This window comes from Streptococcus sp. KHUD_014, from assembly GCF_051106275.1.
GTDB lineage: Bacteria > Bacillota > Bacilli > Lactobacillales > Streptococcaceae > Streptococcus.
The window spans coordinates 278,716-290,290 of record NZ_CP193666.1; the positions used below are offsets into that span (position 1 = coordinate 278,716).

General features: G+C 40.2%; 9 protein-coding genes. All 9 read left to right on the forward strand.

What is annotated here, in order from left to right:
- Positions 1–135 precede the first annotated feature (135 nt).
- The 9 genes from ACORHT_RS01530 to ACORHT_RS01570 all read left to right on the forward strand — a co-directional run bounded on the left by ACORHT_RS01530 (position 136) and on the right by ACORHT_RS01570 (position 11,347).
- On the forward strand, positions 136–3,555 hold the full coding sequence (locus ACORHT_RS01530; protein ID WP_434350359.1) for an SIALI-17 repeat-containing surface protein: 3,420 nt from the start codon (positions 136–138) through the stop codon (positions 3,553–3,555).
- Between the two features lie 284 nt (positions 3,556–3,839).
- Positions 3,840–4,538: an N-acetylmannosamine-6-phosphate 2-epimerase gene (locus ACORHT_RS01535; protein WP_414321814.1), complete on the forward strand. Its 699-nt coding sequence runs from the start codon at positions 3,840–3,842 to the stop codon at positions 4,536–4,538.
- A 117-nt stretch (positions 4,539–4,655) separates the two neighbouring features.
- The gene (locus ACORHT_RS01540) at positions 4,656–5,981 is read left to right on the forward strand and encodes an ABC transporter substrate-binding protein (protein ID WP_434350360.1); all 1,326 of its coding nucleotides are present in this window, start codon (positions 4,656–4,658) and stop codon (positions 5,979–5,981) included.
- Positions 5,982–6,212: 231 nt separating this feature from the next.
- A complete protein-coding gene (locus ACORHT_RS01545; protein ID WP_075231411.1) occupies positions 6,213–7,079 on the forward strand; it encodes a carbohydrate ABC transporter permease in 867 nt (288 codons plus the stop codon).
- Positions 7,080–7,095: 16 nt separating this feature from the next.
- Positions 7,096–7,935 (forward strand): carbohydrate ABC transporter permease, encoded by an 840-nt coding sequence (locus tag ACORHT_RS01550; protein ID WP_045613500.1) that lies wholly within the window; start codon positions 7,096–7,098, stop codon positions 7,933–7,935.
- Positions 7,936–8,239: 304 nt separating this feature from the next.
- Positions 8,240–8,692 (forward strand): YhcH/YjgK/YiaL family protein, encoded by a 453-nt coding sequence (locus tag ACORHT_RS01555; RefSeq protein WP_075229736.1) that lies wholly within the window; start codon positions 8,240–8,242, stop codon positions 8,690–8,692.
- 20 nt (positions 8,693–8,712) lie between these two features.
- Positions 8,713–9,363: a YesL family protein gene (locus ACORHT_RS01560; protein WP_434350361.1), complete on the forward strand. Its 651-nt coding sequence runs from the start codon at positions 8,713–8,715 to the stop codon at positions 9,361–9,363.
- Positions 9,364–9,529: 166 nt separating this feature from the next.
- On the forward strand, positions 9,530–10,447 hold the full coding sequence (locus ACORHT_RS01565) for a dihydrodipicolinate synthase family protein (protein ID WP_049529758.1): 918 nt from the start codon (positions 9,530–9,532) through the stop codon (positions 10,445–10,447).
- 15 nt (positions 10,448–10,462) lie between these two features.
- Positions 10,463–11,347 carry an ROK family protein gene (locus ACORHT_RS01570; RefSeq protein WP_434350362.1) on the forward strand — a complete coding sequence of 295 codons (885 nt, stop codon included), beginning with the start codon at positions 10,463–10,465 and terminating at the stop codon, positions 11,345–11,347.
- Positions 11,348–11,575: the final 228 nt, after the last annotated feature.

An 11,575-nucleotide genomic window follows, 5' to 3' on the forward strand; every position in this document is an offset into this window, starting at 1 on the left:
GAAAAGAGATGAATGTTCGTTACAGCAGGAGGAAACTCATTCGTCAAATAGATTTATTTTTGAAATTTAGTCAGTGGGACTAAAAATTTTAAGCAAAAAAGAAAGCGCTTTACTTTCAGGGTGAAAGGACAAGAAATGAAACATAGTCATTTTGAAAAAAAACAACGATATGGAATTCGTAAATTTGCAGTTGGGACAGCTTCGGTTGTGATTGGAGCAGTTGTTTTCGGTGCATCGCCAGTATTGGCACAAGAATCAACAACTACCAATAAGGAAACGACAGAACTAGGAGTAGAGAAGGATCAGGTAGAAAAAGCAGTAGATACTGAAAAGAGTGCGACAGAGTCTAATGGGGTAGATACAGTCACACATACATCTACAGAAGCACATACTGGAACAGAGACAACTGCAACAGCAGAAACAGCAGAAGCAACTAGAGAAACCGAAAAAGATCCAGCTTCGCTTCCACGTGATTACTATGCTAGAGAGTTGGAAAATGTCAATACTGTTCTTGAAAAGGAAGATGTAGAGACTAATGCTGCAAATAGCAATAGAATTGATTTGACAGAGCAATTGGACAAACTGAAACAGCTTCAAAATGCGACCATTCATATGGAGTTCAAACCAGATGCCTCTGCACCAGCGTTTTACAACCTTTTCTCAGTATCAAGTGATAAGGTAAGAAATGAATACTTTACAATGGCTGTGTATAACAACGTTGCCTTGATTGAGGGCCGCGATCAAAATGGCGACCAATTTTATGATAGATACACAGATGCACCATTAACAGTCAAACCAGGTCAGTGGAATTCAGTAACCTTTACAGTTGAAAGACCAAGTGCAGATTCTCCAGATGGGCAAGTTCGTCTCTATGTAAACGGAGTTTTGTCACGAACAAGTAAGAAATCAGGACGCTTTATTAAAGATATGCCTGATGTAAATCATATGCAAATTGGTACCACAAATCGTGCAGGAAGTATGGTTTGGGGGGCAGGCTTACAAGTTCGTAATCTAACTGTTTACGATCGTGCCTTGAGTCCAGAAGAGGTTCAAAATCGTAGCTACCTCTTTGAAAGATCCGAATTAGAGAAAAAGCTTCCAGAAGGAGCTGAGATAACAGATAAAAAGGATGTCTTTGAAGCTGGTAAAAATGGGCAATCAAATCCAGATGGTATTAATAGCTATCGTATTCCAGCCCTCCTTAAGACCGACAAGGGAACTCTGATTGCTGGAGCTGACGAACGCCGCTTACACCACTATGATTGGGGTGATATCGGTATGGTCGTTAAACGAAGTGAAGACAAGGGCCAAACATGGGGCGATCGCATCACTCTTACTAATCTACGTGACAATCCAAAAGCCAAGGATCCATCTGTTGGTTCGCCAGTAAACATCGATATGGTTCTGGTCCAAGATACGGAAACTAAACGAATCTTCTCAGTTTACGATATGTTCCCAGAAGGTAAAGGAATCTTCGGAATGTCTTCTGAAAGAGAAGTTGCTTATAAGGAAATTGATGGAAAAACTTATCAAATTCTATACCGTGAAGGAGAAAATGGAGCCTATACCATTCGTGAAAATGGCGTTGTCTACACACCAGATGGCCAGGCAACGGATTACCGTGTTGTTGTAAATCCTGTCAAGCCTGGTTATAGCGATAAAGGTGATCTTTATCAGGGTGAGCAGTTACTAGGAAATATCTACTTTACAAGCAATAAAACTTCTCCATTTAGAATTGCTAAAGACAGCTATCTATGGATGTCTTATAGTGATGATGATGGTAAGACTTGGTCTGCACCACAAGATATTACTCCAATGGTCAAAGCTGATTGGATGAAATTCTTAGGTGTGGGACCTGGAGTGGGAATTACCCTCCAGAATGGACCTCATAAAGGTCGGATTGTTGTCCCTGTCTATACGACTAACAGAACCAACCACCTCAACGGATCTCAATCATCTCGCATCATCTATTCAGATGACCATGGTAAGACTTGGCATATGGGTGGCGGTGTCAATGACAAGCGTACACTTCATGATGGCACAGTAGTTGATTCAAGCAACATGAACAATTACTACGCTCAAAATACAGAATCTTCTGTTGTTCAATTGAACAATGGTCAGTTGAAACTCTTTATGCGTGGTTTGACTGGTGATTTGCAAGTTGCGACAAGTAATGATGGTGGTATTACATGGGACAACTATGTAGCACGCTATGATGTACCTGATGTTTATGTTCAAATGGCGGCGACTCATACGGTTCAAGATGGTAAAGAGTATATCCTTCTAGCAAATGCCAATGGCCCAGGTCGTAAGAATGGATACATTCGAGTGGCTCGTGTAGAAGAAGATGGCGAGTTGACTTGGTTGCATCATCATTTGATTCAAGAAGGTGAGTATGCTTATAACTCACTTCAACAAATTGGACCAAAAGAATTTGGTCTCTTGTACGAGCATCATGAAGCTGGTGGCAATCCTTATACTTTATCCTTCAAGAAATTCAACTGGGATTTCTTAACGAAGGAAAGAATTTCTCCTAAAGAAGCCAAAGTTAAAAATATTATTGAAAAATGGCCAGGAATTCTTGCAGTAGAATTTGATTCAGAAGTTTTGGTTAACAAAATCCCAACACTTCAGTTGGCAAATGGTAAAAAAGTAAACTTCATGACCCAGTATGATACTAAGACTTTGCTATTTACAATAGACAAGTCAGATCTTGGTCAGGAGATAACTGGACTTGCTTCTGGAACAATCGAGAGTATGCACAACCTTCCGGTGAGTCTTGAAGGAGCAGGTATTCCTGGAGCTGCCAACGGTAGTGAAGCTGCTGTTAACGAAGTACCAGAATTCACAGGTGGTGTTAATGGTGTAGAAGCTACGACTGCTGAACTTCCAGAATTTACTGGTGGAGTCAATGGTAGTGAAGCAGCTGTAACGGAGCTCCCAGAGTATACTGAACCTATTGGTACAGTAGGTGAAGAAGCAGCACCGATAGTAGAACTTCCAGAATTCACAGGTGGTGTTAATGGTGTAGAAGCAGCAGTTCATGAACAACCAGAATTTAGTGGTGGTGTCAACATCGACAGTCTTGTCACTCCTGAGAATCCAGCCTTTGAAGGAGCTGTCAACGGTGCAGAAGCAGCCGTACATGAAGTTCCAGAATTCAATAGCGGTGTCAATGGCGAGGAAGCAGCCGTAGCCAATGCTCCAGAATTTGTAGGTGGGGTTAATGGTGAAGAAGCAGCAGTTCATGAACAACCAGAATTTACAGGTGGTGTGAACGCAGTAGAATCAGCTAAGCTAGAAAACCCAGAATTTGTAGGCGGAGTCAATGGTGCAGAAGCAGCTGTACATGAAGTCCCAGAATTCAAAGGTGAGCAAGAGATTGTGGTTCAGGCTATGTCACAAGACAAGACCTATCAGGCACCAGCAGCGCCTTCAACACGTCAGCAAGCTCTTCCTGAAACTGGAAGTGAAGATGCTGCAAGTCTTGCAAGTGTAGGAATTGTGGGGATGCTTCTTGGCATGTTTGCTATGGGCAAGAAAAAAGAATATTAGTGAAATAGATAAAACTTCAAGGTTTTATAGAGAATAATAGAAAGGGTCGTAACCAGAAGGTGTTACGGCCTTTTTCTTGCCTTTTTACGAGTAAAAAACGATGTTTTCAAGGCTTTGAGAGGTACTGGGCGGGATTTTAGACGTCTGAAACTACTTTCAGGATGAATTGTTGCATAAAATTGTTTTGAAACTTCAATCTATTCTAGTACAAAATATTGAAAGCGTTTTAATAATGAGCTATAATAGTCACATAAGCACAAAGAAAAAGAAAAGGAGGAAAGTGGATGCCACAAATTAGTAAAGAAGCTTTGATTGAACAGATTAAAGATGGAATCATTGTTTCTTGCCAGGCTCTTCCTCATGAACCGCTCTACACAGAAGCGGGAGGAGTAATCCCCTTGCTAGTCAAAGCAGCAGAGCAAGGTGGAGCGGTTGGTATTCGGGCAAACAGTGTCCGAGATATCAAGGAAATCAAGGAAGTTACAAAACTTCCAATTATCGGGATTATAAAGCGGGACTATCCACCGCAAGAACCATTCATTACTGCTACAATGAAGGAAGTGGATGAATTAGCTGCGCTTGATATCGAAGTAATCGCTCTTGACTGTACTAAGCGTGAACGTTATGACGGCTTAGAGATTCAAGAATTTATCCGTCAAATCAAAGAAAAATATCCAAATCAATTGTTGATGGCGGATACAAGTACCTTTGAAGAAGGCTTAACAGCAGTAGAGGCAGGAATTGACTTTGTCGGTACAACTCTATCCGGTTACACTTCTTACAGTCCAAAAGTGGATGGCCCAGATTTTGAACTTATCAAAAAGCTCTGCGACGCAGGGGTGGACGTTATTGCTGAAGGAAAAATTCATACACCAGAACAAGCTAAGCAAATCCTAGGTTATGGAGTGCGAGGCATCGTTGTAGGTGGCGCTATTACTAGACCAAAAGAGATTACGGAACGCTTTGTTGCCGGTCTTAAGTAACATCATATAAAAAACAAGGAGAGTGGTTGATTAGTAGGAAAAAATGAAAACGTATACAAAGTCGACATTGCTCTTTATCCAATTCGGATACGCTTAACATCATTTAGGAGAATACAAATGAAATTTAGAAAACTAGCTTGTACAGTACTTGCGGGTGCTGCGGTTCTATCACTTGCTGCTTGTGGCAAATCAGATGCTAACAAAGATGCTGCCAAATCAGGCGATGCAGCAACAACAGAAATTACTTGGTGGGCATTCCCAGTATTTACTCAAGAAAAATCTGGGGACGGTGTTGGAACTTATGAAAAATCTATCATCGAAGCTTTCGAAAAAGCAAATCCAGATATCAAAGTTAAACTAGAAACAATCGACTTCAAATCTGGACCAGAAAAAATCACGACAGCTATCGAAGCTGGTACAGCTCCAGATGTACTTTTTGATGCACCAGGTCGTATCATCAATTACGGTAAAAATGGTAAATTAGCTGAGTTGAATGACCTCTTTACAGATGAATTTGTAAAAGATGTTAACAACGAAAACATCATTCAAGCAAGTAAAGCTGGCGACAAAGCTTACATGTATCCAATCAGTTCTGCACCATTCTACATGGCTATGAACAAGAAAATGTTGGAAGACGCTGGTGTAGCTGACCTTGTTAAAGAAGGTTGGACAACAGATGACTTTGAAAAAGTTTTGAAAGCGCTCAAAGATAAAGGATATACTCCAGGTTCATTGTTCAGTTCTGGTCAAGGGGGAGACCAAGGAACACGTGCCTTCATCTCTAACCTTTACGGCGGTTCTGTAACTGATAAAGAAGTAACTAAATACACAACTGACGATCCTAAATTCGTTAAAGGTCTTGAAAAAGCAGCTGGCTGGATCAAAGACGGTTTGTTGAACAACGGTTCACAATTTGACGGTGGAGCAGACATCCAAAACTTTGCAAACGGTCAAACTTCATACACAATCCTTTGGGCACCAGCTCAAAACGGTATCCAAGCTAAACTTTTGGAAGCAAGTAAAGTTGAAGTGGTAGAAGTACCATTCCCATCTGACTCAGGTAAACCAGCTCTTGAATACCTTGTAAACGGATTTGCAGTATTTAATAACAAAGACGAAAAGAAAGTCGCAGCAGCTAAGAAATTCATCCAATTCATCGCAGATGATAAAGAGTGGGGTCCTAAAGACGTTGTTCGTACAGGCGCATTCCCAGTTCGTACTTCATTTGGAAAACTTTACGATGACAAACGTATGGAAACTATCAGCGGCTGGACTCAATACTACTCACCATACTACAACACAATTGATGGATTTGCTGAAATGAGAACTCTTTGGTTCCCAATGTTGCAAGCTGTATCAAACGGCGATGAGCAACCAGCAGAAGCTTTGAAAGCATTCACTGAAAAAGCAAACGAAACTATCAAAAAAGCAGCTAAACAATAAGCCCTAATTTAAAAGTTGAGTCCCCCCTTTTCCCTGTGAACATTCGTACACGAAAAGGGGGACTTTTGTTTAAAATGTAAGGAACTGACAGGTCAAAATTAAAATGAAGTTCTTACATAGGCTAATCTTAGAAAAAATTTCATTTTGATTTTACATCAATGTCAGACGACAATCAAAAAACAAAAACTATTTGAAAGTGAGGTGCCGACTGTGAAAGTCAATAAAATCCGTATGCGGGAAACAGTTATTTCCTACGCATTCTTAGCACCAGTATTAATCTTCTTTACCGTCTTCGTCTTAGCTCCAATGATCATGGGCTTCATCACTAGTTTCTTTAACTACTCGATGACTAGCTTTGAGTTTGTGGGATTGGACAACTACATCCGCATGTTTAAAGACCCTGTCTTTACAAAATCTTTGATCAACACCGTTATCTTGGTTATCGGATCTGTACCGGTCGTTGTACTCTTCTCACTCTTTGTAGCATCACAAACCTACCAACAAAATGCGGTTGCTAGATCTTTCTACCGTTTCGTATTCTTCCTACCTGTAGTTACTGGTAGTGTTGCTGTTACGGTTGTTTGGAAATGGATCTACGATCCACTATCAGGTATTTTGAACTTTGTCCTTAAGTCAAGCAACATTATCAGCCAGAACATTTCTTGGCTCGGAGATAAAAACTGGGCTTTGCTTGCGATTATGATTATCCTTTTGACAACTTCTGTTGGTCAACCGATTATCCTTTACATCGCGGCAATGGGAAATATTGACAATTCACTTGTTGAAGCGGCGCGTGTTGATGGCGCTACTGAGTTTCAAGTTTTCTGGAAGATTAAATGGCCAAGTCTGCTTCCGACAACTCTTTATATCGCAATCATCACAACTATTAACTCATTCCAGTGTTTCGCCCTCATTCAGCTTTTGACATCTGGTGGACCAAACTACTCAACAAGTACACTTATGTACTACCTTTACGAAAAAGCCTTCCAATTGACAGAATACGGTTATGCTAATACCATCGGTGTCTTCTTGGCAATCATGATTGCTATCGTAAGCTTTGTTCAATTCAAAGTGCTTGGAAACGACGTAGAATACTAAGAGAAAGGAGACAGCTATGCAATCTACACAAAAGAAACCTTTAACAGCCTTCACTGTTATTTCAACTATCATTTTGCTCTTGTTGACTGTACTCTTCATCTTTCCATTCTACTGGATCTTGACGGGTGCATTTAAATCACAACCGGATACCATTATGATTCCACCACAATGGTTCCCTAAAGCTCCAACTATGGAGAACTTCCAACAATTGATGGTGCAAAACCCAGCCTTGCAATGGATGTGGAACTCAGTATTCATTTCATTGGTAACGATGTTCTTGGTTTGTGCAACTTCATCATTAGCAGGTTATGTATTGGCTAAGAAACGTTTCTATGGCCAACGCATCCTCTTTGCTATCTTTATCGCTGCCATGGCTCTTCCAAAACAAGTTGTCCTTGTGCCATTGGTGCGTATCGTTAACTTCATGGGAATCCATGACACTCTTTGGGCAGTTATCTTGCCTTTGATCGGATGGCCATTTGGGGTTTTCCTCATGAAACAGTTCAGTGAAAACATTCCAACAGAATTGCTCGAATCTGCTAAAATCGATGGATGTGGTGAGATTCGTACTTTCTGGAGCGTAGCCTTCCCTATCGTGAAGCCTGGATTTGCAGCTCTTGCAATCTTCACCTTCATCAATACATGGAATGACTACTTTATGCAGTTGGTAATGTTGACTTCACGTCAAAACTTGACTATCTCACTTGGGGTTGCGACTATGCAGGCTGAGATGGCAACTAACTACGGTTTGATTATGGCGGGTGCTGCCCTTGCAGCTGTGCCAATCGTAACAGTCTTCCTTGTCTTCCAAAAATCATTTACTCAAGGTATTACCATGGGAGCTGTCAAAGGATAGGACTCTGCGAAAATCGAATTCAAACCAGGTCAGTTTTTCCTTGGGGTAGATATGGGAACTGACTTCGTCAGTCCTATCTACAACCTCAAAACTGTGTTTTGAGCAGCCTGCGGTTTGCTTTCTAGTTTGTTCCTCGATTTTCATTGAGGATAGGAAGATCTATCTATCGAAATACAATATAGGATTATAAGTGTCTACAAGATGGAGGGGATGCAGTTGCTTCGTGAAGTTTTGTTAGACACTTATAAACTTACTGGCTAGACATTTTATGTCTGAAGCTAACAATCAGGTAAAGGAAATTACTATGATTTTTGATGATTTAAAAAATATCACCTTTTATAAAGGGATTCATCCAAATCTAGATAAGGCCATTGATTATCTCTACGAGCATCGAAAAGAGTCTTTTGAACTTGGGAAATATGAGATTGACGGAGATAAGGTTTTTCTAGTTGTACAAGAAAATGTCCTTAACCAAGAAGAAAATGATCGTTTTGAGCATCATAAAAACTATGCAGACTTGCATTTGTTGGTAGAAGGTCATGAGTATTCAAGCTATGGTTCTCGTGTTAAAGACGAGGCAGTAGCTTTTGACGAGGCAAGTGATATCGGCTTCGTCCACTGTCATGAACAATACCCACTTTTATTGGGTTATCACAACTTTGCGATTTTCTTCCCAGGGGAGCCTCATCAGCCAAATGGTTATGCTGGCATGGAAGACAAAGTTCGCAAACATTTGTTTAAAATTTTAATTGATTAGTAAGTTAGGAGGAGCAAACAATGGCACAGAAAGGATCTGGATTACTCAAGGCAGCATTTGATACGGATAATGTTCTCATGCGTTTTAGTGAGAAGGTTTTGGATATCGTGACTGCGAATCTACTCTTTGTTGTGTCTTGTTTGCCTATTGTGACCATCGGAGTAGCTAAGATTAGTCTTTATCAGACTATGTTCGAAATCAAGAAAAGTCGAAGGGTGCCCGTATTTAAAATCTATATTAGAGCCTTTAAGCAAAACTTGAGATTGGGGCTTCAACTAGGTTTGTTGGAATTGGGAATTGTTTTAATTAGCTTGCTTGATTTATATCTATTTTGGGGACAAGCAGGTCTAGCTTTTCAGGTGCTGAAAGCTATCTGTCTAGGGATCTTAATCTTTTTGACATTAGTGATGTTAGCAAGTTATCCTATCGCAGCGCGTTACGAATTAACTTGGAAAGAAGTGCTTCAAAAGGGCTTACTCTTAGTGAGTTTCAACTTCCCTTGGTTCTTCTTGATGCTTGCAATCCTCTTTTTAATCGTAATGGTTCTTTATGTATCGGGCTTTACTCTAGTACTGGGTGGATCTGCCTTTCTACTATTTGGCTTTGGCCTCCTTGCCTTTTGGCAAACGGGATTGATTGAAAAATTATTTGCCAAATACCAATCAGAATGAAAGTGAGATGAAACTACTTTCAATTGAGGAAATATTCAAACAATAACTAGAAATTAAAATCTAAGTGATCAGAATGTATTGAAAGCGGTTTTTGCAAGGTGTATACTAAAACAGTAAAGAAGTAATCTGCCCAGAGCAGAAAATAAAAAAATATTAGGAGAAATCTATGTCAGATTTAAAAAAATATGAAGGTGTCATTCCTGCCTTCTACGCCTGTTACGATGATGCTGGTGAAGTTAGCCCAGAACGTACTCGTGCTTTGGTTCAATACTTTATTGATAAAGGTGTTCAAGGGCTTTATGTCAATGGTTCTTCAGGTGAGTGTATCTACCAAAGCGTAGAAGATCGCAAATTGATCTTGGAAGAAGTCATGGCAGTTGCCAAAGGTAAATTGACAATCATCGCTCACGTAGCTTGCAACAATACTAAAGATAGTATTGAACTTGCTCGCCATGCAGAGAGCTTGGGAGTAGATGCCATTGCAACAATCCCACCAATTTACTTCCGCTTGCCTGAGTACTCAGTAGCAAAATACTGGAACGACATTAGTGCTGCAGCACCAAACACAGACTATGTTATTTACAACATTCCTCAATTGGCAGGTGTTGCTTTGACTCCAAGCCTCTACACAGAAATGTTGAAAAACCCACGTGTTATTGGTGTTAAAAATTCTTCAATGCCAGTTCAAGATATCCAAACTTTTGTTAGTCTTGGTGGTGATGATCATATCGTCTTTAATGGTCCAGACGAACAATTCTTAGGTGGACGTCTCATGGGAGCAAAAGCTGGTATCGGTGGTACTTATGGTGCTATGCCAGAACTTTTCTTGAAACTCAACCAATTGATTGCAGATAAAGACCTAGAAACAGCGCGTGAATTGCAATATGCTATCAACGCTATCATCGGTAAATTAACTGCAGCTCATGGAAATATGTACGGCGTTATCAAAGAAGTCTTGAAAATCAATGAAGGACTTAATATCGGATCAGTTCGTTCTCCACTTACACCAGTGACCGAAGAAGATCGTCCAGTTGTAGAAGCAGCTGCGGCATTGATTCGTGAAACTAAGGAGCGTTTCCTCTAATCAATAGGAGGCTTTATGACTAATTACATTGCAATTGATATTGGTGGAACTAATATCAAATATGGTTTAATTGATCAGGATGGACAACTTGTAGAGTCTCACGAAGTAGCGACTGAGGCGCATAAGGGTGGTCCCCACATTTTACAAAAAACAAAAGATATCGTCGCTAGCTATCTAGAAAAAGGACCAGTGTCAGGTGTCGCCATTTCCTCTGCGGGAATGGTTGATCCTGATAAGGGTGAGATTTTCTATGCAGGTCCACAGATTCCAAACTATGCAGGAACTCAATTTAAAAAGGAAATTGAAGGAAGCTTTGGAATTCCTTGTGAGATTGAAAATGATGTCAACTGTGCGGGTCTAGCGGAAGCAGTCTCTGGTTCAGGAAAAGGAGCAGGAATTACTTTATGTTTGACCATCGGAACGGGCATCGGCGGTTGTTTAATCATTGATGGCCAGATTTTCCATGGATTTAGTAATTCTGCCTGTGAAGTTGGCTACATGCACATGCAAGATGGAGACTTCCAAGATCTAGCTTCTACAACTGCCTTGGTTGAGTATGTAGCCAAGGCTCATGATGAGGAAGTGGCTCATTGGAATGGTCGTAGAATTTTCAAAGAAGCTACAGAAGGCAATAAACTCTGTATGGAGGGAATTGACCGTATGGTAGACTATCTTGGGAAAGGTCTTGCTAACATTTGTTATGTTGCCAATCCTGAGGTTGTTATACTAGGTGGTGGTATTATGGGGCAGGAAGCGATTTTGAAACCAAAAATTCGTAAAGCTCTAAAAAATGCGCTTGTTCCAAGTCTAGCGGAAAAAACAAGATTAGAATTTGCGCATCATCAAAATACTGCAGGTATGTTTGGTGCATACTATCACTTCAAAACAAAACAATCCTAAGCTGGCCTTGCCACTTTAGGATTTTTTAGTGGTAAATAGTGGCAAAAACATTCAGTAAAAATCTAGTTAAAACTTTGAAAGCCCTTGCATTTTTCAAGATAATATAGTATATTTATTATACTGCAGAAACTCTAGGTAAAATTTTTGCTAGTTTGAGTCTTATTTTATTTTCAAAAAATGTAAGCGATTTCTCTAAAAGAACTTACCCAAAAATAAATATCTTAGGAG

What these genes read in the sequence shown, in the direction of transcription:
- ACORHT_RS01530 (WP_434350359.1), top strand. Translation starts at nt 136, where the DNA reads ATGAAACATAGTCATTTTGAAAAAAAACAACGATATGGAATTCGTAAA.
- ACORHT_RS01535 (WP_414321814.1), top strand. Translation starts at nt 3,840, where the DNA reads ATGCCACAAATTAGTAAAGAAGCTTTGATTGAACAGATTAAAGATGGA.
- ACORHT_RS01540 (WP_434350360.1), top strand. Translation starts at nt 4,656, where the DNA reads ATGAAATTTAGAAAACTAGCTTGTACAGTACTTGCGGGTGCTGCGGTT.
- ACORHT_RS01545 (WP_075231411.1), top strand. Translation starts at nt 6,213, where the DNA reads ATGCGGGAAACAGTTATTTCCTACGCATTCTTAGCACCAGTATTAATC.
- ACORHT_RS01550 (WP_045613500.1), top strand. Translation starts at nt 7,096, where the DNA reads ATGCAATCTACACAAAAGAAACCTTTAACAGCCTTCACTGTTATTTCA.
- ACORHT_RS01555 (WP_075229736.1), top strand. Translation starts at nt 8,240, where the DNA reads ATGATTTTTGATGATTTAAAAAATATCACCTTTTATAAAGGGATTCAT.
- ACORHT_RS01560 (WP_434350361.1), top strand. Translation starts at nt 8,713, where the DNA reads ATGGCACAGAAAGGATCTGGATTACTCAAGGCAGCATTTGATACGGAT.
- ACORHT_RS01565 (WP_049529758.1), top strand. Translation starts at nt 9,530, where the DNA reads ATGTCAGATTTAAAAAAATATGAAGGTGTCATTCCTGCCTTCTACGCC.
- ACORHT_RS01570 (WP_434350362.1), top strand. Translation starts at nt 10,463, where the DNA reads ATGACTAATTACATTGCAATTGATATTGGTGGAACTAATATCAAATAT.